The 22,115-nt window shown below is 43.0% G+C and carries 26 protein-coding genes; 18 read left to right on the top strand and 8 right to left on the bottom strand.

The annotated features are described in order from the left end of the window. Positions 1–60: 60 nt before the first annotated feature. Together LG307_RS21280 and LG307_RS21275 are read left to right on the top strand one after the other, a co-directional pair. Complete coding sequence (locus LG307_RS21280; RefSeq protein ID WP_404446305.1) at positions 61–534, top strand: hypothetical protein; 474 nt, start codon at positions 61–63, stop codon at positions 532–534. A 1-nt stretch (position 535) separates the two neighbouring features. Further along, positions 536–1,066: a hypothetical protein gene (locus LG307_RS21275; protein ID WP_404446302.1), complete on the top strand. Its 531-nt coding sequence runs from the start codon at positions 536–538 to the stop codon at positions 1,064–1,066. A gap of 41 nt (positions 1,067–1,107) precedes the next feature. Here LG307_RS21275 and LG307_RS21270 read toward each other — a convergent pair whose 3' ends face one another. Beyond that, on the bottom strand, positions 1,108–2,466 hold the full coding sequence (locus LG307_RS21270) for a short-chain fatty acid transporter (RefSeq protein ID WP_404446299.1): 1,359 nt from the start codon (positions 2,464–2,466) through the stop codon (positions 1,108–1,110). A 148-nt stretch (positions 2,467–2,614) separates the two neighbouring features. On the opposite strand from LG307_RS21270, the gene ccmA reads away from it, so the two are divergent. The 4 genes from ccmA (at position 2,615) to nfsA (ending at position 5,833) form a co-directional block, all read left to right on the top strand. Next, positions 2,615–3,340 (top strand): heme ABC exporter ATP-binding protein CcmA, encoded by a 726-nt coding sequence (gene ccmA, locus LG307_RS21265; protein WP_404446296.1) that lies wholly within the window; start codon positions 2,615–2,617, stop codon positions 3,338–3,340. Then, the gene (locus LG307_RS21260) at positions 3,337–4,347 is read left to right on the top strand and encodes an ABC transporter permease (protein WP_404446293.1); all 1,011 of its coding nucleotides are present in this window, start codon (positions 3,337–3,339) and stop codon (positions 4,345–4,347) included. Before ccmA ends, LG307_RS21260 begins: the two co-directional genes overlap by 4 nt. A gap of 42 nt (positions 4,348–4,389) precedes the next feature. Continuing rightward, complete coding sequence (locus tag LG307_RS21255) at positions 4,390–5,010, top strand: TetR/AcrR family transcriptional regulator (RefSeq protein ID WP_404446291.1); 621 nt, start codon at positions 4,390–4,392, stop codon at positions 5,008–5,010. A gap of 73 nt (positions 5,011–5,083) precedes the next feature. After that, entirely contained in the window at positions 5,084–5,833 is a 750-nt protein-coding gene (gene nfsA / locus LG307_RS21250; protein ID WP_404446288.1) for an oxygen-insensitive NADPH nitroreductase, read from the top strand. Positions 5,834–5,890: 57 nt separating this feature from the next. Here the strand turns inward: nfsA and LG307_RS21245 are convergent, their stop codons facing one another. Together LG307_RS21245 and LG307_RS21240 are read right to left on the bottom strand one after the other, a co-directional pair. Continuing rightward, the gene (locus tag LG307_RS21245; RefSeq protein ID WP_404446285.1) at positions 5,891–6,469 is read right to left on the bottom strand and encodes a VanZ family protein; all 579 of its coding nucleotides are present in this window, start codon (positions 6,467–6,469) and stop codon (positions 5,891–5,893) included. Positions 6,470–6,518: 49 nt separating this feature from the next. After that, positions 6,519–6,989, bottom strand: a complete 471-nt coding sequence (locus LG307_RS21240) for an SRPBCC family protein (protein ID WP_404446282.1) — start codon at positions 6,987–6,989, stop codon at positions 6,519–6,521. A 160-nt stretch (positions 6,990–7,149) separates the two neighbouring features. On the opposite strand from LG307_RS21240, the gene LG307_RS21235 reads away from it, so the two are divergent. Next, the gene (locus tag LG307_RS21235) at positions 7,150–7,407 is read left to right on the top strand and encodes a GlsB/YeaQ/YmgE family stress response membrane protein (RefSeq protein WP_010197550.1); all 258 of its coding nucleotides are present in this window, start codon (positions 7,150–7,152) and stop codon (positions 7,405–7,407) included. Positions 7,408–7,457: 50 nt separating this feature from the next. Here LG307_RS21235 and htpX read toward each other — a convergent pair whose 3' ends face one another. Continuing rightward, complete coding sequence (gene htpX, locus LG307_RS21230; protein ID WP_404446280.1) at positions 7,458–8,339, bottom strand: protease HtpX; 882 nt, start codon at positions 8,337–8,339, stop codon at positions 7,458–7,460. 169 nt (positions 8,340–8,508) lie between these two features. Between htpX and LG307_RS21225 the strand changes: the two genes are divergently transcribed. Next, the gene (locus tag LG307_RS21225; protein ID WP_404446277.1) at positions 8,509–9,153 is read left to right on the top strand and encodes a DUF1836 domain-containing protein; all 645 of its coding nucleotides are present in this window, start codon (positions 8,509–8,511) and stop codon (positions 9,151–9,153) included. Positions 9,154–9,292: 139 nt separating this feature from the next. Further along, entirely contained in the window at positions 9,293–10,702 is a 1,410-nt protein-coding gene (gene gndA, locus LG307_RS21220; RefSeq protein WP_404446275.1) for an NADP-dependent phosphogluconate dehydrogenase, read from the top strand. Between the two features lie 316 nt (positions 10,703–11,018). Here the strand turns inward: gndA and LG307_RS21215 are convergent, their stop codons facing one another. Together LG307_RS21215 and zwf are read right to left on the bottom strand one after the other, a co-directional pair. Further along, entirely contained in the window at positions 11,019–11,633 is a 615-nt protein-coding gene (locus LG307_RS21215; RefSeq protein WP_404446272.1) for a cyclase family protein, read from the bottom strand. 33 nt (positions 11,634–11,666) lie between these two features. Beyond that, positions 11,667–13,145, bottom strand: a complete 1,479-nt coding sequence (gene zwf, locus LG307_RS21210; protein ID WP_404446269.1) for a glucose-6-phosphate dehydrogenase — start codon at positions 13,143–13,145, stop codon at positions 11,667–11,669. A gap of 356 nt (positions 13,146–13,501) precedes the next feature. On the opposite strand from zwf, the gene LG307_RS21205 reads away from it, so the two are divergent. The 8 genes from LG307_RS21205 to LG307_RS21170 all read left to right on the top strand — a co-directional run bounded on the left by LG307_RS21205 (position 13,502) and on the right by LG307_RS21170 (position 19,120). Next, a complete protein-coding gene (locus LG307_RS21205) occupies positions 13,502–14,173 on the top strand; it encodes a uracil-DNA glycosylase (RefSeq protein WP_404446266.1) in 672 nt (223 codons plus the stop codon). A 16-nt stretch (positions 14,174–14,189) separates the two neighbouring features. Further along, positions 14,190–14,993, top strand: coding sequence for an ion transporter (locus tag LG307_RS21200; protein ID WP_404446264.1), 804 nt, complete (start codon positions 14,190–14,192; stop codon positions 14,991–14,993). 176 nt (positions 14,994–15,169) lie between these two features. Then, positions 15,170–16,870: a methyl-accepting chemotaxis protein gene (locus tag LG307_RS21195; protein WP_404446261.1), complete on the top strand. Its 1,701-nt coding sequence runs from the start codon at positions 15,170–15,172 to the stop codon at positions 16,868–16,870. 109 nt (positions 16,871–16,979) lie between these two features. After that, the gene (locus LG307_RS21190; RefSeq protein ID WP_404446258.1) at positions 16,980–17,183 is read left to right on the top strand and encodes a hypothetical protein; all 204 of its coding nucleotides are present in this window, start codon (positions 16,980–16,982) and stop codon (positions 17,181–17,183) included. Positions 17,184–17,197: 14 nt separating this feature from the next. After that, entirely contained in the window at positions 17,198–17,719 is a 522-nt protein-coding gene (locus tag LG307_RS21185; RefSeq protein WP_404446256.1) for a DUF420 domain-containing protein, read from the top strand. A 27-nt stretch (positions 17,720–17,746) separates the two neighbouring features. Next, positions 17,747–18,091, top strand: coding sequence for a YwdI family protein (locus LG307_RS21180; RefSeq protein WP_404446253.1), 345 nt, complete (start codon positions 17,747–17,749; stop codon positions 18,089–18,091). Positions 18,092–18,246: 155 nt separating this feature from the next. After that, the gene (locus tag LG307_RS21175) at positions 18,247–18,546 is read left to right on the top strand and encodes a hypothetical protein (RefSeq protein WP_404446251.1); all 300 of its coding nucleotides are present in this window, start codon (positions 18,247–18,249) and stop codon (positions 18,544–18,546) included. A 205-nt stretch (positions 18,547–18,751) separates the two neighbouring features. Then, on the top strand, positions 18,752–19,120 hold the full coding sequence (locus LG307_RS21170) for a DUF423 domain-containing protein (protein ID WP_404446248.1): 369 nt from the start codon (positions 18,752–18,754) through the stop codon (positions 19,118–19,120). Positions 19,121–19,245: 125 nt separating this feature from the next. Here LG307_RS21170 and gerQ read toward each other — a convergent pair whose 3' ends face one another. Both gerQ and hemQ read right to left on the bottom strand, forming a co-directional pair. After that, positions 19,246–19,794: a spore coat protein GerQ gene (gerQ, locus tag LG307_RS21165; RefSeq protein ID WP_404446245.1), complete on the bottom strand. Its 549-nt coding sequence runs from the start codon at positions 19,792–19,794 to the stop codon at positions 19,246–19,248. Positions 19,795–20,063: 269 nt separating this feature from the next. Further along, entirely contained in the window at positions 20,064–20,807 is a 744-nt protein-coding gene (hemQ, locus tag LG307_RS21160; protein WP_060664677.1) for a hydrogen peroxide-dependent heme synthase, read from the bottom strand. A gap of 278 nt (positions 20,808–21,085) precedes the next feature. Between hemQ and pta the strand changes: the two genes are divergently transcribed. Further along, entirely contained in the window at positions 21,086–22,060 is a 975-nt protein-coding gene (gene pta, locus LG307_RS21155; protein ID WP_404446242.1) for a phosphate acetyltransferase, read from the top strand. Positions 22,061–22,115: the final 55 nt, after the last annotated feature.

Raw genomic sequence — 22,115 nt, 5'->3', positions numbered from 1 at the left:
ACTAGGCAAAAGGTCCCAAAACCCCCCACAAAACACAAAATCCCAAAGGAGGCGCAAACCATGGAATTAGTGATTTACCTCATACTCACCTGGTTTATTGCGACTTATTTCTTCTTCCAAACAAAGCGTCTACTATTCATAGAGAACCTTATGCTCTTCCTGTTTTTCCTTTTCATCAACAAATGCGTGCTAACGATGATCAGTATGAATTTAAGTCTTATTATGTACAGCAAGGAACCTCATTTGTTTCTATGCTTTTGGCTGCAACGGAATATTATTTTTCCATTGATCTTGCTCATTTTCGTTAATGGTGTGTTCACGAAGTCAATTGGCAAAAAGGTTACGGGAGGATTGTTCACATTAATCGTTATTTTATTGACCGAGGCGTTGGCTATTCATTTCTCCATCATTCTCTACCATATGTGGTCATTTTTTATATCATTCGTGGTGGCTGCAGCTTACCTTCTACTTGCCTTGGGAACTTCGAAATTTTATCGCCGAATGCTAGCAAAGGAAGGGATGGTGAGCTCTTAAAATGGAACCAACACCAACTATTAACTATGATTTCTATTTCAACTCTAATGAGTGGTTCATCATTGCATCTTTGCTTGCCGGCTATGCGCTCATTTTCTTTTTGCCGAAAAGATTTCCGCTACCGCTGAGCCTTCTATTTCTCATTATTGGCATCAACAGCGGGATTGTGTTTGACCACACCATCAGCATACCGCCATTTGATTTTTATGATGTGAATGACAGTTCGTATTTTGAGCTGTTTGATTTTCTCTCGTATATACAGTATGGACCTTATGGTTACCTTTTTTTCTACTTGCACAGCTACCTCAAAATCAAGGGATATTTTAATATGCTGTATATCGTCATGTGGTCGATCATTGCTATGTTTACAGAGGGGATTGCCACCTATCTCGGCGTATTTCACTATAAAGAGGGATATGTGTTCATCTATTCCTATCCTTTCTATTTTTACATCCAAACGATTACACTCACCCTTTATCTCTACATCATGAAGACCACAAAGATTCCAGAAAAATACCCTCCACACCAATGAAGTGTAGAGGGTTCTTTTGTGCCCGGCATGTACCCGGTCTTTTATAAAAGCAGGAAAGCCAACGAAATGATGGCTCCGCTGACGAACAGGACAATCACGCAAAAGCCCATGATGTCTTTCGCCTTTAAGCCTGCAATGGCAAGTGCCGGCAATGCCCAGAAAGGTTGGATGAGATTTGTCCAGGCATCTCCCCATGCCACTGCAAGTGCCGTTCTTGCTACGGAAACATCCATGGTTTGGGCAGCTTCCAGCATAACAGGAGCTTGAACCGCCCATTGTCCGCCACCGGATGGAACAAAGAAATTCACAATTCCCGCGCTAAGGAAAGCGAAGAAATGGAACGTGTGCTCATTTGATATGTTGACGAAGGCTTCCGACATGACCGCAGCAAGGCCAGACAATGTCATCATACCCATAATTCCTGCATAGAAAGGGAATTGGATGATAATGCCGCTCGCGCCTTTGACCGCATTGGTAACAGCCTCAAGGAAGTACTTTGGTCGCCAGTGGAAAAGAATCCCTAAGAACAGGAATAGGAAATTGACAATATCTAAATTCAATTTAAATCCGTTGCCTGCAAAATAATAAAACAAGAATAATAGTCCCAGAACAGAAACGATTAGGGAGAGAACCCAACTATTTTCAAGTCGCTCGGCAGGTGTCAGAGTGGTTTTCTCTATTGTCGCCGCCTGCAGGCTTGATGCATCCTCCAATATTGCAGGATCGACAGTAATCGTTTCGTCCTTTGCAGGCATCATTAAACGGTTTAGTAATGGCAAAGTCACAAAAAGTGCAGCAAGGATAATGAGATTAAACGGTGCGAAGATGGTCTGATCCGTGGGAATTACCCCGATCATGCCTTCCGAAAAATGTCCTTCTGTTGCAATGGTAAGTGGGATGGAACCTGAGAAGCCGCCATGCCAGACAATGAACCCGCTGTAAGCGCTTGCGATTAAGAGTCTATAATCGACATTCTGAACTCTTTTCGCAAGCTCCTTTGCAAATAATGCCCCAATAACAAGTCCAAATCCCCAGTTAATCCAGCTGGCAATAATGGAGACGACCGTAACGATAATGATGGCACTTCCAGGAGATTTAGCTGTAGAAGCCAAAGCACCAAGGAATCTTTTGAAAATAGGGCTGCTTGCCAATACATGTCCTGTCACCAAAACAAGTACCATTTGCATAGAAAAAGCTAATAATCCCCAGAAACCTCCGCCCCAATGCTGTACCATATCGGCAGGACTGCTATCAGTAAAAATAAGGCCAAGCCCGAATACCACAAGCGTTAAAATAATAACGAACAAGAATGGATCCGGCAAATAACGTTGCATTAACCGATTAAAAAATGAAATCACGCATATCCCCCCAATAATTTTTTTGTCGAAAATTAATCCCATCCCTCCTTTACATTCTCTACCAAAAGATATATTCCTTCTTTTCGGGAGGCAGTCCAACTTAACAATTTTTCTTGACAGAAAGGTTGGCTTTCCAGTATGTTGTAATAAAAAGTGAGTAATCACTCGCTTTTAAAGAGGGGGTAAATCGATGAACAATGAAGTTTGCAAAGTATCAAATTTATCTATTTCTTTTGGAACGCAAGAAGTATTGAAAGACATCAATTTATCTATTAATAAAGGAGAAGTCTTTGGTTTTTTAGGCCCATCAGGAGCAGGAAAGACAACTCTTGTGAAAGCGATCGCGGGGCTACAGCCCATTAACAAGGGGAAGGTAGAGGTGCTTACACATAAAATGCCCACTTTATCACTCTCAGAGAAAATTGGCTATATGGCACAATCAGATGCCCTGTACCAAGATTTGACTGCACTGGAGAATCTTCAGTTTTTCTCCTCTCTTTATAAAATGAATAGAGTTCTTAGAAAAAAACGAATCGACGAAGTGATGGAGCTTGTGAATCTCCGTGAGCATCTCCATAAACCAGTGCAACAATACTCAGGAGGTATGAAACGCAGACTATCTCTTGCAATCTCCCTTCTTCACAATCCGGAAATACTCATTTTAGATGAGCCTACTGTAGGTATTGATCCTCTTCTTAGGAAATCTATCTGGCAAGAACTTAAGGCACTAAGCAAAGAAGGTACCACCGTACTTGTTACAACACATGTAATGGATGAAGCCCAAAGATGTAATCGCCTTGCAATGATAAGAGATGGAAGTTTGCTCGCTGTAGGAAGTACAGAAGAACTGCAAAGAGAGACAGGTACCACTAGCATGGAAGATGCATTTTTGACTTTTGGGGGTGCAACTGTATGAGAATAACTGCTGTGATCATTCGAATTTTACGACAGTTTTTCCGGGATAAAAGAACATTAGGTTTAATGATTGTTGCACCAATGCTCATTTTGGCTTTAATGAATGTGGTATTCGCAGCACAGGAAACGAATATTAAGATTGGAGTGGTTGGTGAGGTTCAATCTCTGGTAGAGAGTTTTGAGAGTGAAAATATGAACGTTATTTTAATAGATAGTGAAGAGGAAGGCAGGAAACGTATAGCGGACTCAGAAATCGAAGCGCTTCTTACAAAGGGTAAAATTGTGTTAGAAGGAAGCGACCCATCTGTTAATAAAGCAATTCTGCTCAAGCTGCAAAAAGTGAATCTGCCTGATCAAAACAATGAACTCCCATTTGAGGTAGAGTATGCATATGGATCGGAGTCAATGGAGATGTTTGATAATATCGGCCCTTTTCTTATCGTGTTCTTCGTTTTCTTTTTCGTCTTTTTAATAGCTGGTGTGTCCTTTCTTCGAGAACGGACGAGTGGAACGTTAGAGCGGCTGATGGCTACACCAATTAAGAGATGGGAGCTTGTGATTGGGTATGTGGCGGGTTTTGGAATATTTACGCTCATTCAGTCTAGTATTATCGTCCTCTTTACCATCTACATTCTCGATATCCAGATGGCAGGCAATCTCATATCCATTCTTTTAGTTACCTTCACTGTCGCCATTACTGCGTTGACACTTGGAACCTTGTTATCTGCATTTGCTAGGAACGAGTTACAAATGATTCAATTCATTCCGCTTGTTGTCGTTCCGCAAGTCTTTTTTTCCGGGCTGTTTTCCATAGAGGCGATGCCTTCTTGGCTTCAGAAAGTAAGTTTGGTTATGCCTTTAACCTATGCAGGAGAAGCGATGAAGGATATTATGATTAGGGGAAAAGGATTAGAAGAGATATACAGTTATATTCTTTTGTTATTTGGATTCTCTCTTTTATTTATCTTGTTAAACATAAGAGCATTAAAAAAATATCGTCCAACTTAAATTAGTTGGACTGCCTTCATTGAAAAGCAGGAAGGAGCAGGCATGGACAATCAAGAAAAGAAAATGAGCGAAAAACACCGTAAAATACTGGAAGCTGCCATCGATACTTTTGCAGAGAAAGGGTATGCGGCTACTTCAACCAATGAGATCGCCAAAAAAGCCGGAGTTGCTGAGGGAACTATTTTCAGACATTACAAAACCAAAAAAGAATTGCTCCTTTCCATCGTTTCTCCAACGGTTGCCAAGTTTGTTGCACCGCATTTCGTTAAATCTTTTTCTAAGGAAGTGTTGGAGGGAGAGTATGAAAGCTATGAGGAGTTCCTCAGAAAACTGGCTAATAATCGCTATGAATTTATTAAACAAAACTTCCCGATTCTAAAAATTTTCATACAGGAAGTCGCGTTTCATGAAGAGTTTCAAAAGCCATATTTCAACCTTTTCCAAGAAGTTATCTTGCCTAACTTTACAAAAGTAGTGGTGCATTTTCAAGAAAAAGGGGAGTTGAAAAAGCTTCCACCTGAAACAATTATCCGCTTTACTATATCAACTATTGCCGGAACGATACTTACTCAACGATTACTAGATCAAAAACAGGATTTTAATCAAGAACTTGAAGCCGCTATTTCCTTTTTAATGGATGGTTTAAGTCCGGGTCAAAAATAAACAGAGCGGTCAAAGTGGAAATGATAGATCCTCCATGTGTACAATGAAAAAAACGGCCACAGGAGGGACCATCTTGAATCAGACTATTGAAACTATACTTTCGCATCGCTCCATTCGGAAATTTGAAGATAAACGCTTAACGGACGAACAAATAAAAACCATTGTAAAAAGCGCGCAGGCAGCTTCCACGTCGAGCTTTGTTCAAGCCTATTCCATTATTGGGGTAAAAGATAAGACGACGAAAAAACGCTTGGCTGAGCTTGCAGGAAATCAATCTTATGTGGAGGACAATGGGCATTTCTTTGTTTTCTGCGCAGACTTCCATCGGCATGCATTAATTGGTGAAATGGAAGGAACAGATGTCACTTCTTCTATCGAAAGCACGGAAAAGTTTATGGTGGCAGTTATTGATGCATCGCTTGCCGCACAAAACGCCTCTATTGCGGCAGAGTCCATGGGCCTTGGCATTTGCTATATCGGCGGTTTACGCACCAATATTGCAGAAGTAGCAGCGCTCTTGAAAATGCCGGCAAACACCATTCCTTTATTTGGCCTCGCCGTAGGCTACCCTGCTCAAGATACCGGAGTAAAGCCGCGTTTGCCGATGGAGAATGTGTATCACGAAGAAGTATACCAACAGGATGAAAAAGTCTTTAAGGAGCAATTGGAAGACTACAATCAAGAGATCTCCGCCTATTATCACGAGCGGACGGATGGAAGACGTTCTGACACCTGGACAAGTCAACTGGCAGGGATGCTGAAAGAACCGAAGCGCCTGCACATGAAGGGATTTGTGGAAAAGCAGGGATTTGCGAAAAAATAATGGTAGCACAAATGGAAGGCAGCCTCGTTAACCGTAACGGGGCTGCCCTTTTACCTTTCACTTTATCACCACAATTTTCCTCACCAAAGGGACCAGCGCATAGCCGATATAAAACCCCAATACATTCAAAAACAGGTCATCTACATCCAGACTGCCCCTATTGGTGAGCAATTGGGCAATTTCAATGCATGAAATTAGTGCAAAAGGGAGGAACACTTTGATCAGAAAACTTCTAGTCCAACATGCCAGTGAAACACCAAAGGGCACAAACAACCCTACATTAGCAGCCAAGTTATAGAATGAAACAAACCAATCTGCATTACCAGAAAGGTACAGGGAAATCGTTTTAAAAGGGACAAGGTTGCTATTATCATAGGCTGGTTCGCTAGGTCTCATGAACAAAAGAACTAGAAGGGAAAGGGTATAAAGAATAAAGGCCCCAACTAGAAAAAGGCGTCTGATCCTTACATGCTGTTTTGTTAGAAGTAAATAGATACTTAAGATCACAACAAACATGCCAAAAAAGAGTACGACCAAAACAACAGGATGCAAATAGGTAGTCAGTGTTCTGGTTAAAGGAATGAAGAGCGTGAAAATCGCCATGCTGATTAGGATAGGAATAAGTATTTTTTTCAAAAAAGTGCTACCTCCGCTCAAAGAAAAAACCGGGTCGTTTACCGCCCGATTATTCTTTCGTTGCCGTATCTTCTTCCACGGCAGTACCTTCCATCAACTTCTTTAATTTGGAAAGGTGATCCCCGTCTTCCTTTTTCAAAATCTTTCTAATAATAGGTTTGGTGAGCTTCATAACGATGCCTGAAGTATGAATGTCCCCTTGAAAATGAACCTTTGTTCCGCCATCCACCGTAGGCTTGAAGTCATAGTGGTAGACAACCTTGAGCCCGTTTGCTTCGCTCTGGACCACATACCGTTCATTCGGTAAGAACTCGATAAATTCAATGATAGAAGATGCTTGCCGTCCGCGGATTTCACGCGTTTCTTTAAACTTCGTACCAACTTGCAGCGGCCCTTCTGTCAACTTTTCAATCGCTACAACGTTTTGCATTATTTTAGTAGAGTTGTCCATATTGGCCGCATAGGAAAATACCTCTTCCACGGGCTTGAAAATAATGACGGAATCCTGAATGTCTGGCAAAGTGATTGCTCCTCTCTTAAACCATGTCTTTTGATTTAATAATAGCACAGAAAAAGGAAGGACTAGTGAGAATTTGAAAAAGGGAAGTTTAAAAAGTTCTCCGGACGGTAATATACACAGTAACAAGTTGAACTAATAAAAATTCGAGGAGGAAATTATTATGTTAGGATTATTAATCACTCTTATTATAGCAATCGTTATCGGGATGATCGGTAGTGCGATCGCACCTGGTGGCATGCCAGGAGGAATTCTTGGAGCTATGCTTGCAGGTTTAGTAGGCGCTTGGATAGGTCACGGTTTATTCGGTTCAGTAGGACCTGTAATCGCTGACTTTGCCATCATTCCAGCCATCATTGGTGCTGCAATTTTCGTATTCTTGTTAACACTAATCTCAAGAGGACTAAGAAGCGCAACATAATAGTAGGATAATAAAAAAGAGGCAACCATGCGGCTGCCTCTTTTTGTTGCTTATTTCGCCTCTAAACGACGGATACGCTCATTTAAATCAGGGTGAGTAGAGAATAAAGAACTCTTTCTCTTTCCGTTGATTTTAAGAGATGCGATTGCAGTATCTTTCTCTTCTGTCACACGGTTTGTGTAAGCTTGAAGGGAACGCAATGCATGCACCATTTTGTCTTTACCTGCAAGGTCAGCACCGCCACGGTCTGCGTGGAACTCACGGTAACGGGAGAAGGCAAATACGACGATGCTTCCAAGGATCGAGAATGCGATTTGGAATATGATAATGGCAATGAAATGTACGATCGGTGCCATTTCTTCTTTTACAAAACGGGACGCGATGAAAGCTGCGATACGAGCCAAGAATACAACAAATGTATTCACAACACCTTGTAATAAAGTCATCGTTACCATATCACCATTGGCGATGTGGGCAACCTCATGGGCGATAACCCCTTCAACAGCGGCCTCATCCATTTCATCTAATAGACCAGAAGAAACTGCTACTAATGAACGGTTCTTAGAAGGACCTGTAGCAAATGCATTAACCTCTGGAGAATAGTAAATACCAACTTCCGGCATTTTGGTAATACCAGCAGCACGGGACATACGGTGAACCATGTCAACAATTTGACGCTCTTGTGTATTCATCGGACCATCTGGATCGATGACTTTCACGTTCATCATTTTCTTTGCCATCCAACGGGACATCAATAAGGAAATGAAGGAACCTGTGAAACCGATGATGGCACTGAAGATTAATAGTGAGCCGAAGTCGATTCCGCCGGATTCATTAATATAATTTCCAGCGCCAGTCAGCATAAAGATGATGGAAATAGTAGTTAAAACAAGTACGTTCGTAAGGATAAAAAAGAATATGCGTTTTGCCATGTTTTTCCTCCTGATTGTTTTGAGGTCTTATGAACCTCTATCTCTCTTGTCTCTATTATAGATGGAATGGCCTAACTTTTCAACGAAAGTGTCTGACATTATTTGACGAAACTCTCTAGTCATCTTACTATAAATGCAGGAATGACGGATGAAGAGGGTGTGGTAGCATATGGGGAAAGAGTGGACCAGAATGGATTTGGCGGAGTTTCTAAGTAAGATGGAACAAGGAACGCTTACTGTTGAAAAGGGGCAGGACATGCCGAAAAGTTTCCAAAATCTTTCTTATAAAAAGGGAAAAGAGGAAGTCGGTTTAACGATGTCCAATATCGTTTGGCTTGGCAACCAGTTGGAAAGCGCCAATTATACAGAACCAGCTTTGAAAAATTGGGTAAAACGTGAAATAAAAGAATACATAGGGGCCCCTCAAATCGGTCGGAAATACTCCATTCCGCAGGCCGCATTGCTTTTTATTGTCAAAGACCTAAAAGTGCTCCTTGATTTTGAAGCGATCAGGAAGGTGCTTGGTTCCATTTTCAATAACCCTGTGGAGCGGGAGGATGATATCATCAGTCCATTAAATTTTTATCAGGGGTATGCCTGTTTGTATGAGCAATTGATGCAAAAGACAAATTTACTGACAGAGAGTAACATCAAAAGCGAAATCGAACAATTTTTGAAAGCGGAAGATGGATTCTCAGTTGAAGAAAAGGGGAAGGTTTTTGATGCATTGATGGTGGCAACACTCGCTGTCCGAACTAATTTTTTGAAAGCCTGGGCACAGCGGTATGTGATGGGGGAAAACGGAAAAGAATAAGTTTATTGCATGTAAACGCTTCACTTGCGGAAGTTAGGTTATAATAGGTTTAAAGCTTGATTTGACTGGGCTTATTATGGTATTTTCAATGCGGACTATCGCGAAATAAATTACCTTGAAGAAGGGAAGTTTTTATATTATGGCAAAGCAGCAAATCGGCGTTATCGGGTTAGCGGTTATGGGTAAAAACCTGGCAATGAACATTGAAAGCAGAGGGTATTCCGTTTCCGTATTCAACCGTTCCCCGGAAAAGACAGAAGAATTTCTTCAAGAAACAGAAGGAAGAAATTTTAAAGGTACATACAGCATCGAAGAATTTGTTCAATCTCTAGAGTCACCCCGTAAAATTTTACTTATGGTAAAAGCAGGCGGACCGACGGATGCTACGATTGATTCATTAAAGCCGTATCTAGATAAAGGTGACATCCTGATCGACGGTGGTAACACTCTTTACACAGATACAATTCGACGCAACATGGAGCTTGGCGAGCTTGGCTTGAACTTCATCGGTACAGGTGTTTCAGGCGGGGAAGAGGGAGCGTTAAAAGGTCCTTCCATCATGCCTGGCGGACAAAGAGAAGCATATGAACTTGTAGAAGACATTTTGAAGAGCATTTCTGCAAAAGTAGAAGGCGACGCTTGCTGCACATACATCGGTCCAGACGGTGCCGGCCATTACGTGAAAATGGTGCATAACGGGATCGAGTACGGCGACATGCAACTAATCAGTGAAGCATACTTCTTATTGAAGAATGTTCTTGGCTTATCCGCACAAGAGCTTCATGAAGTATTCTCTGAGTGGAACAAAGGGGAACTGGACAGCTATCTGATCGAAATCACTGCAGACATCTTCACAAAAGTGGACGACGAAACAGGCAAGCCACTTGTAGATGTTATCCTTGATACAGCTGGACAAAAGGGTACTGGAAAATGGACAAGTAAGAGCGCATTAGATCTTGGCGTACCACTTCCAATCATCACGGAATCCGTATTCGCACGCTTCATTTCTGCGATGAAAGAAGAGCGCGTGAAAGCAAGCGGCATCCTTCGCGGACCTGAAGCAGTTGGCTTTACTGGGGACAAGGAAGCGTTCATCGAGAGCGTACGCAAAGCACTTTACATGAGCAAAATCTGCTCGTACGCACAAGGATTTGCACAATTGCGTGCAGCATCTGAAGAGTACGGCTGGGATTTGAAATATGGCGAGATCGCGATGATCTTCCGTGGCGGTTGCATCATCCGTGCACAATTCTTGCAAAAAATTAAAGAAGCATACGACCGTGAAGCTGGCCTTGCAAACCTATTGCTTGACCCATACTTCAAAGAAATCGTGGAAAGCTACCAAGGCGGCCTTCGCGAAATCCTTGGCGTTGCGATTCAGCACGGCGTACCTGTACCATCCTTCTCAAGCGCATTAGCTTACTATGACAGCTACCGCTCTGAGACGTTACCTGCAAACTTGATCCAAGCGCAGCGTGACTACTTCGGTGCTCATACGTATCAACGTGTGGACAAGGAAGGCGTCTTCCATACGGAGTGGATGAAGTAAATTTAAAATTGGACCAGAACCAATTCATGGTTCCCGCTTGATGCGGGGGCTGTGGGTTGGTTTTTTTGTGCTTTCCTTATTTATCCAGGTATTTCTTGATATATTTGTTTTTTTCTCGATATTCACCCGAGTTTTCTTGATATATCTCAAAATTTCTTGATATATCCCGAAATTTCTCGATATAACCCCAGAATTATTGATATCCCGAAAATACTCCCGGTTCACATTGCCCGCGACCCCAAAAATCCCACCACTCTACAAAAAAACCACCCTGCCCCCAATTCCCGGGGGCAGAGTGGCCATAAACTCGCCAATCTTACTTCATATCCATTAAAACAATACGTGCTGGTGATGCATCTACACCGCTCAACTTCAATGGCGCAGCACACATGATGTACTCGCCTTCTGCGATATCCTTTAAACGCAAGCCTTCAATGATGATCACGCCATTTGCGAAAAGTGTTTTGTGTGTGGGGTGACCTTCTTGGCTGCGTTCGATGCCAAGTGCATCGACACCAACGCCGTTCACGCCGATTTCAGCCAAGTACGCCGCCGCGTCTTCCGCTACAAACACAAAGTCAAAGTTGAACTCTTCATCAAAGGAGTTTTTCGTTTTAAATAACAGGAAATCGTCCTTTTGAATATCAAGGCCCTCGATATCCTTCACCGTGATGCGGTCCTCAACAGCTGTTAGGTCAAACACTTTACATGGACCGACAAGCTTGTCCAATGGTAGAGTTTCAATCGTTTCTCCGTCCACTACCATGTGAAGCGGGGCATCCACATGTGTTCCAGTGTGAACGTCCAACTCCAGGCGCGTTTCGGTTACATAACCGTTCGTGTTGGTCGTTTGCTTTGGTTGTTTTTCTGGTTTGTTTTTATATACTGGCATTCCCGTGAAGATAGGGGATGATACGTCGTAAACTTTCATGTGATAAAAAACTCCCTTCTGTTTTTCAAGTGCTTACAATGGCCACCAGTGGAAGCCGTCTTTTTCCAATAAGCCGTCGGCAAGCTTTGGACCCATGGAACCGGACTCGTAGTTCGGGAAGTCGAATGCTCTCGTGTTCTCCCATGCTTTGGAGATCTCATCGATAAAGCTCCAGGACAGGGCAACCTCATCCCAGTGCGTAAAGTTCGTCATATCACCGCGCATTGCGTCATAAATCAAGCGCTCATAAGCTTCTGGCGTGTTGATGCCGTCGATGCAGTTGTTCGTGTAGTCGAGTCTGATAGGTGTTGTTGTAACATCCTTACCGGATCTTTTAGCATTTAAGTGCAAGGTGATTCCTTCTTCCGGTTGAATGTTGATGACAAGAAGGTTAGGATCCACTTTTTCGCCGCGATTATAGTACAGGTTCATCGGAATGTCCTTGAATTGAACGATAATCTTCGTGGACTTTTCACTCATTCTTTTTCCGGTACGGATATAGATTGGGACACCTGCCCAGCGGAAATTGTCAATCAACAATTTACCCGCAACATATGTTTCGGTATTGGAGTTCGGGTCGACCGAATTTTCTTCACGATAGCCTTGGACTTGGTCACCATCGACATTGCCTGCGCCGTACTGGCCGCGTACAAAATAGTCCTCGACATCATCTTGTTCAATTTTTCTCATCGCACGAAGAACTTTCACTTTTTCACTGCGAATCTCTTCTGGATTCAGCTTGATTGGCGGTTCCATCGCAAGAAGCGCGACCATCTGGAGCATATGGTTTTGCACCATGTCTCGCAGGGCACCGGAATTTTCATAGTAACGTCCGCGATCCTCTACTCCTAGTACTTCACTGGATGTGATTTGGATGTTAGAGATGTAACGGTTGTTCCATAACGGCTCGAAAAGGGCGTTCGCAAAACGGATTACTTCAATATTCTGGACCATTTCTTTTCCAAGATAATGGTCGATACGATAGATTTCCGATTCATTGAATGCTTGACGAATTTCAGCGTTCAAATCTTTAGCAGATGGAAGATTGTGTCCGAATGGTTTCTCAATAACAAGGCGCTTCCAACCGTCTGTTTCCGTCAGGCCTTCAGATTTAAGGTTTGTCGCAATAGTTCCAAAAAACTCAGGTGCCATGGCAAGATAGAACATCCTGTTACCATTCGTTTCGTAGTCAGAATCCAAGTCACCTAGTAACCCTTTCAACTGCTGATAGGATTCGCTGCTTGTTACATCAAAAGGATGATAATAGAAATGAGAGCTGAACTCTTCTACATTTCCATCGCCGTTTGCGACGGTGCTCACGGACTTAGACACATTGGAACGGAACTCCTCATTTGTGAGTGGACGTCTTGCAACGCCGACAACAGCAAAGTTTTTGGAGATGCTACCATTTTTATAGAGACGATAGATAGAAGGATAAAGCTTTCGCTTCGCTAGATCTCCTGTTGCACCAAAAATGACAATTAAAGATGTCGGATTTTCTTTTTTACTCACTATAAGAACCTCGCTTTATGTACTAGTCTTCTAATTATGTGTTATAACATTACCGTTGATTAGGCTGATCAATTATGTAAAAATGTAACATTTTCATAAATAAGTATGAAACATTGAAAAAATAACCTACCCAAGTATTTTATTTTATCTGTTACCGGAGAGGAATTCAATCTTTAAAAAAGCCTAATTTCTTATTACTCACTATATCACAACTGTTGGCGGATCTCAGAATGATAGGCCTCATCGTTAGTATGAAAATATAAGGGCAAAACCATTCATATAGGAAACTTCCAAGACCCATTATTTCACCTATATGATAAAGTAAGAAAAACAGCATCGAACGGAGGGACAAACAGGTGGAGAATCTAAGCGGCACATGGAAAATGTTATGGGAGAAAGAGACGTCCGAAAAGTACTATAAGGATCTAATGGCCTTCCTGGAAGACGAATATGCCAAGCAAACCGTCTACCCAGACAAGGAAGCCATCTTCTCCGCATTTCAGGCAACACCATTTGAAGATGTAAAAGTCGTTATCTTGGGGCAGGACCCTTATCATGGGAAGGGTCAGGCGCACGGTATGAGTTTTTCTGTCCAAAAAGGTGTCAGAGTCCCACCTTCGCTAAAAAATATTTATCAGGAACTCTATGATGATCAAGGTTTGGAACCTGTCCATCATGGCTTTTTAATGGAGTGGGCAAAGCAAGGTGTGTTATTATTAAATACGGTCTTGACGGTTAGGGAAAGCAATCCGAACTCTCATAAAGGCAAGGGTTGGGAGCTTTTTACCGATCAAGTGATACGAACGTTAAATGAACGAAAAAAACCAGTTATTTTTCTCCTCTGGGGAAAACATGCGGAGCAAAAGGAAGCACTGATTACAAATAATCAGCATTATATCTTGAAAAGTTCGCACCCAAGCCCTTTTTCCGCACGAAAAGGATTTTTCGGCAGCAGGCCGTTCTCCAAGGTAAATGCCATCTTAAACGAAATCGGTGAAGAGCCAATTGATTGGCGGTTAACACCTTAAAAAAGAATATGAGGAAGTGCACGAATTGAAAAAAACGATCCAACACATAGTCCAACACCGTTATTTTATGAATACGGTCATGTTTGTTATCCTCTTGAACGCAATCTTGATTGGGGTGGAAACCTATCCTGACTTAAGAGCAGAATATGCAGGGCTGATTCAAGGCTTTGAAGTGTTCTTTTTATGGTTCTTTACCATTGAAATCATTTTAAGGATGTTGGCAGAAAAGAAGATTCATCATTTCTTCCGCAGCAGATGGAATGTCTTTGACTTTGTCATAGTCGCAGGGGTTCTCTTCTTCAGCGGAACTTACTTTATATCCGCGATCCGGATCCTTCGCGTCCTAAGGGTGCTTCGGGCGATCACGGTTGTTCCATCCTTAAATCGCCTTGTCACAGCTTTTCTAAAAACAATCCCGTCACTCGGCACGATCATGATGTTATTATCGCTTGTTTTTTACATCTACGCCGTATTGGGAGTCCTTCTCTACGGAGATATTTCGCCGGAGTACTTCGGATCACTGCATTTAGCACTTGTTACTCTGTTCCAAGTCATTACCTTGGAATCCTGGGCAAGTGGCGTTTTCCGTCCTATTTTCGCAGAGAGTCCACTTTCTTGGGTCTATTTCGTTTCCTTCATCCTGGTCGGAACCTTTATCGTCTTGAACCTGATCGTCGGGGAGATATTGAACAACATTCAAGAAGCAAAGGAAGAAGAAATGAAAGAAGAGAAAATCGAGGTCAGCAAAACAGAGTTGGCGAAAATTACAAACGAAATCGCCGAGCTTAAACAACTATTACAAAACAAAGAAAAGATGTAAGGCAATGGGGCACGAGGGTATAACGAAACCTTCGTGTCTTTTTATATAAAAATTTCTTGGTCCTACTAAAGACCCGGCTGTTTGATGCCGACATTATATAAAAAGAGAGAAAAGAAAACGGGTTTTTGTGCAAACGGTTTCATTTAAATTGGGTGAGTAATGTAGGGGGAAGAAAAATGGGGAGTATGAGAAAAAGGCTGTTAGTTTTAACATTGTTGATCGGGAGCATAGGTTTGGCGGCATCGCTTGTTATTTGGTTCAACGGCATGCAGGTGCAAAAAGGGGTGAGTGAGCTTGACGAGATCACCAAGGTAAATGAAGGCTATTTTGAATTGTTCCAATCCTATCAAAGCACATTGGCTGATATGTATTTTGTCGTTTCTAGCGGATATTCCAAAACGCATATTGATAAAATTGAGAAGAATTTAGCGCAAACCGAAAAGAAGCTGGAGGATTTCGAGCCTTATTTTACAAAATATGAAGAATTTGGTCAGTTAAAACAGTATTTTGTTGTTTCACATGAAACATTGTCAAAAAAATTCGACATCATTAGTGACGTTTCGAACGCAGCCAACATGGATCGACTTCGTGTTACGACATCAGAAGACCTTGCCAAAGCCAGAAATCAAATCGAGCGGGCCAACGAAAGCGGCATGCAGTTTTTACAAGCCTTTAATGATGAAAACAGAAAAGTGATTCAAGATAAGGTGACAGCTACGGAACGCTGGACCTTAGTGACGCTTGCAATCCTTGTGTTGGTTCCCATTCTTGCTCTTTTGTCGTTCAGAAAAGCGTTCAACAGAGGTGTCAATCAGGTTCTTACTCGCGTAAATGCCTATCAGGAGGGGGATTTTCTACTTGATGCTGAACAATCTTTTAGAAAAGATGAGTTCGGCCAGATTGAGTCATCCCTCACCACCATGGGCCAAAATATAGAGAAACTAATGCAAGGGAGCCTTGGTGCAAACCAACGCCTTCAGCTTGTCATGACAGAGCTTTTGGTGGCAGCAGAACAAAATTTAGAAGAATCTGAGGGGATTAAACAACGCTCCGAACAGGTAACCGAAAAAGTGTCCATGCAGTATGAGGGGACGGCCGCCATTTCTGCCGTTACCGAGCAGGCCTCTGCCAGTACACAGGAAATCTACAGCATCGTGGATGAAATGAAACGAAATCTGGAAGGGATGGAGAGCCTTTCAAAAAGAGGGGCCCAATCATTAAAACAGATGGTGGCAGACATGCATCAATCGTCAAAAGAAACCGAAACGATTGTAGATCGATTTACCAAAATAAAAGTAGATATAGATGAAGCAAATAGCTTCCTTAAAGGAATAACGGAAATTACGACCCAGACCAATTTACTTGCACTAAATGCTTCCATAGAAGCGGCACGGGCAGGCGAGGCAGGGAGAGGTTTTGCGGTTGTGGCAGATGAGATCCGAAAGCTTTCGGGGCAGACAGACCTCTTTTCAAAGCAAATTAACAGCATAACAGGTCGCATTCAAGAAGATACCAATGAAGTGCTGAAAGAATTTCAACTGTTCAAAGAAACAATCGAGCAGACAAACGAAAAAAATGAAGCATCCGCCAAGCTGTTCCAGGAAATCGCTACAAACAGCGGGGCACTGCTCGAACAGGGAACGCATATTACGGTGACCATGGAAGAAATCAGTCAGGGAGTAAATGAGATTGTCCACTCGGTCAATGATCTGGTTGCCTCTTCCTCTGAACTGACAGAGGAGATGGGGGAGGTCGTAAAAGCCGCAGATCATCAAGTGGACCTTTCCAACAACATGAGACGCACGGTTGATACAGTGAAAGAGACCGCCGAAGATTTGGCGGCCAACATCGCCTCCATAAACATGAATAAATCGTGAACATGAAGCCTGTGGAGGTGATTCTCCGCAGGTTTTATATGTTATGGGGAGAGGTAAAATGGTAGAATGAAGGATGGACAAACCAGGATTTGAGGGAAGGATGTTTCGCATGGCCAATCGGATCAATTGCTTGAAATGCAAGCATTACTATGTCACATGGGATGCCAATTTCCCTAAAGGCTGCAGGGCATTCGGTTTCAAGACAAATCAGTTGCCTTCCGTAGCCGTGCTTCGTTCTTCCGGAAGTCCTTGTTTAAAGTTCGATGCAAAAGATTTGCCAATAAAACCCGGTCAGAACGGGTACTATGTGTAAAAGGAGCTTTCCTAATGAAGAAAATAAATTATCTCCCATGGATCATCGGCATTTCCATCGCGGTCAATGCACTGGTAGTGGTGCTATTCTTCCTTCCTCAATATGAAGGGTTGGCCCACGTAGACTTAACATTCTTGCCAATGATGAACGCAATTTTCAACAGCTTTACCTTTGTCTTTTTAGTATGTGCCCTGATTGCCATCAAGAAGAAAAATATAACGGTCCACCGTCGCTTTATTTTGGCGGCATTTTCATCCACTACCTTGTTTTTGGTTACATATGTGACCTATCATTCGTTAACAGAGTCCACACCATTTGGCGGAGAAGGAATCATCCGTTCCATCTACTTCTTTATCTTACTGACTCACATCGTGTTGGCAGTGGTAATTGTGCCATTGGCGTTGTACTCCTTGGCTACAGGCCTTAGCATGCAAAAGGAACGCCACAGGAAGATCGCACGCTGGACGATGCCCTTATGGTTATATGTCAGCTTGACCGGAGTTATTGTGTACTTGATGATTTCACCGTATTACTAAAAATGGATGGAGAAGGAGGGAAAAAGGATGAGCATCACAATAGATAAGGTTCTTGCACGCTTAGAATCGGAACTGGAGCGTGCCATAGACACTGGAAATGTGCAAAAAAAGCGGGAGCATCTTGCTGCAATCAAATCTTTGTGTGAGCTGGCGCTTGAGACGGAAGTGGATGAAGAGGATTCGCTTTCGTTGGCAAGAAGAGTGTCCAAGTCAACGGCTGCTTCAAATGGATCCGGCCACAGGGTACCCGCTTCATTCGAACAAGCGGCACCCGTTTACATGCCGCCAACCCAACCACCACCAATTGCAAACGCCCCCGCCAACCCAATCAAAGACGATGACGCAAACGGGGACTCTCTGTTTGATTTTTAAGAAAAGGGGTCAGACCCCTTTTTATCTCTCTAAAGAGTTAAAGCGGAATTGATGTGGGTTTTGTTACAAGGCTATCTCCCCACAACTTACCATACTAAAAATGGTGATGTAACTTAAAACTATAAACACCCCAGTAAGTAATGGAGGTGTTTTACATGCCTGGTGGTACAGATGGATCGATGTATGGTTTGATGGCGGCGTACGTAAGCACAAATTACGACCCTTCCACAAAACTATCCCACGATCGTTATGAAGTTTATGTAAATGGTGACTTTGTTGGGCAAAAGAGCTTGCTCTCCACTAGAGAAGACGTCACAAGTGTCAATGAATTCTTGCATTCACATGGATATAATGACTTTTTGTCTAACATAGATGGTGATCATTATCATATACACACGGAAAAGAAAGAACGGGAGCTGAAACAGGCTCTGCAGATTTATCTTCATTCTAGATAATCAGTGAAATGCCTTTGCCGCTTTTCTTAAGGAGCCGGTAGGGCATTTTGTTTTTTTGGGGGATATAGAAAGTGACCATTATGTGTACTTCCCTACCATTTAACAGGCTGAACTTTAGTGTCCGGCTTGGTCACAGAAAGCTAATGCTATATAATTCAATATATTGAAGAACTATAACAGACCTTTTGAAAGGTGGAAATCAGACATGAATTTATTTATCATCCTCGCAGCCATAAACGGATTCTTGGCAGTGGCTCTCGGGGCATTTGGTGCCCACGGCCTTGAAGGAAGAGTATCCGAGAGAATGATTGAAATCTGGAAAACCGGTGTTACGTACCAAATGTTCCATGCAGGCGGACTTTTCGTAGTGGCCCTGCTTATGGAACGATTCAATAGCACAGGCCTATTAAACGGAGCAGGCTGGTCCTTCCTTATCGGAATCGTCCTATTCTCCGGAAGCCTCTACATCCTCACCCTATCCGGCGTCAAAATACTCGGAGCCATCACCCCACTAGGCGGCGTAGCCTTCCTCATTGGATGGGTACTTATCATTGTGGCGGCGGTTAAGGGGTAAGAGGATAGAGATAGTTTAATGCTTTTTAGTTTTAAAGAGGTAAAGAGGGGTCTGACCCGCTGTGCGTTAATGCGTTAACACACAACATCGTCAGCCCCTCTTTTTTAGGCTTATTTTTAACTTTTTTATCTTGGTTGGTATTGGGTGAGGCCTTGGCCGCCGCTGTTGAATGGGTATTCGTAGTCTAGTTCTTCGTCGAATGTGATGTAGTCTAGGTAGACCATCAGGAGCAGATAGCGTTTGCCTGTTTGCGGATCGCTCAAGATAATGTGATCGCGTCCAGCGGCTTCAATAATTCCTTTGAATATTTTGGCATTCCATTCCCGGTTGTTCTCGAATGTCATGTACACAGTTGCCAGCTTGCCGCGATTTAAGCGAAGGATATTTTCAATATAGGATTGTTCTAGCGGAAGCATTCCTGGAATATCTTGCCCACCTTGCTGACCGCCAGATTGGAATTGAGTTGGATAAGATGGTATGCCTGTTTGCTGACCTGCAACTTGCTGTTGTTGAGGTTGTTGTTGCATCTGCTGCATTTGTTGCATCGGAAAACCTCCACCTCCACCGCCGCCATACCACTGCTGCCCATAGTTTCTGTAATAGGATGAGTAAGGATCTGCTCCGTACCCCGCAGAATATGGGGCACCTGCTGCCTGTGAAAACTGTTGATTCATCTGTCATTCCCTCCTCAAAAACTTTTATCTGCATCGTCGTGAGAAATAACTCCCATTTTCAAGCTCCAAACTAATACCGCTTGTGCTGAAAAGGGTGCTAAGGTTCAAATAATTAAGTCGCACTACTTGATTGTATGAAAATTGAAGAAGGAATATGACAGGGGTGGAAGGGGGATGTGAATGCCAATTGCTTATTGCAACAAAAAAACGCCAAGCCACCGAACTGGTAATCCAGTAGGCTGACTTGACGTCAACAACCAATTTTTATTTTACACGTGCAAGAAAGAATAAACTCGATCTTCTTCTAACAGATTACCTACATAGAACGCACCAAACTCACCAAAGCGTGCACTCACTTCGTCAAAGCGCATTTCATACACAAGCTTCTTGAACTGAAGTGCTTCGTCAGCAAATAATGTTACGCCCCACTCGTAGTCGTCAAAGCCGACAGAACCAGTGATTACTTGTTTCACTTTTCCAGCATACTGACGGCCGATCATGCCATGGCTGCGCATCATGCGGCGACGGTCTTCCATCGGCAGCATGTACCAGTTGTCTTCTCCGTTACGGCGCTTGTCCATTGGATAGAAGCAAACATGCTTTGCTTTTGGCAATTCTGGGTATAGTCTAGCAAGGATTTGTGGGTTTTGGTAAGGATCCTCGCCCTCTGGTAAGTAGTTGCTAAGCTCCACAATCGACACATAAGAGTGCACAGGGATTGTGTATTGAGCCAAAGTTGTTTTATTAAATTCGTTCTCGATATCATTCAATTCTTCCAACGTTGGACGAAGGAGCATCATCATGAAGTCCGCTTTTTGTCCCACGATGGAGTACAACGCGTGGCTTCCGTTCTTTTCTAACTGAACTGTGTTCCATTTCTCCACAAGTCCAAGGAATTCATTGATAGCCGTTTGGCGTTCTTCACTAGAAAGCGTCTTCCAAAGGGCCCAATCTACCGTACGAAAATCATGGAGGCAATACCAGCCGTCCAATGTTTGAGCTGCTTCACTCATTGCAATCACTCCTCAATAAGATTGTCTATGTATCCTTCCTTACTATATCACAGTTTTCCCATGACTTCCTGTAAGTAAAACTCCGAAATTGTGAAAGCTTCATGAATAGGATGGGGCATGACAGATACAATAGTAGGGCATAGATGGAGGGCTTTTTTTAGAAAATAAAGACTTTTTTCTGTAAGCGATAACAATAGAAGGTATCGGTTGCTTTTCCATGTTGAAGGAGTATCCTAAACAATAGAAGCGAAAATAAAGCGAATTAAGGAGTGACCTTTGTGAGCGATTTATTTGAAACATTAAAAGACAAAGTAGCAGGAAAAGATATTAAGATAGTATTCCCAGAAGGTAACGACGAGCGTGTGTTAACGGCAGTTGCACGACTGGCTGCGGAAAACATGGTTCAACCGATCGTGGTTGGCGACCTAGACGAAATCAACCGACTTGCTGCAGAGTTGAAGTTGACTTTGGACGGTGTGGAAATTTACGATCCAAAGACATACGAAAACATGGACGAGCTTGTTGCTTCTTTCGTGGAGCGTCGTAAAGGAAAAGCGACAGAAGAGGATGCTCGTAAAATTTTATTGAATCCGAACTACTTCGGCACCATGCTTGTACACGTGGACCGTGCGCAAGGACTTGTAAGCGGAGCGGCGCATTCAACAGCGGACACCGTACGTCCGGCATTGCAAATAATCAAAACAAAAGAAGGTGTACGCAAGACTTCTGGTGTGTTCATCATGGTACGTAACGATGAGAAGTATGTTTTCGCAGACTGCGCGATCAACATTTCACCGGACAGCAACGACCTTGCAGAGATCGCAGTGGAAAGTGCTGCTACTGCAAAAATGTTCGGGATCGAGCCAAAAGTGGCAATGCTGAGCTTCTCTACAAAAGGATCTGCGAAATCAACGGAAACTGAGCGTGTCGTAGAAGCTGCGCGCATTGCTTCCGAACGTGCTCCGGAACTTGTGGTGGACGGAGAGTTCCAATTCGATGCAGCATTTGTACCATCCGTTGCCGAAAAGAAAGCACCAGGCTCTAAAATCCAAGGCGACGCAAACGTATTCGTATTCCCAAGCCTTGAAGCAGGAAACATCGGCTACAAAATCGCCCAACGCCTAGGGAACTTCGAAGCGGTTGGACCAATCCTGCAAGGCCTCAACAAACCAGTAAACGACCTGTCCCGCGGCTGCAGCGTAGAAGACGTCTACAAACTAGCCCTGATTACAGCAGGACAAGCAGTGAACTAAATAAACCTAACTTTATAGTATTCGACGTAGAAAGAGAAAACCCTTTGGGGGTCTG

It is taken from the genome of Sutcliffiella horikoshii, from assembly GCF_044809035.1.
Lineage (GTDB): Bacteria > Bacillota > Bacilli > Bacillales > Bacillaceae_I > Sutcliffiella_A > Sutcliffiella_A horikoshii_G.
The sequence above is the reverse complement of the archived record's forward strand: the minus strand, read 5'-3'. Positions and strand labels throughout refer to the sequence as shown.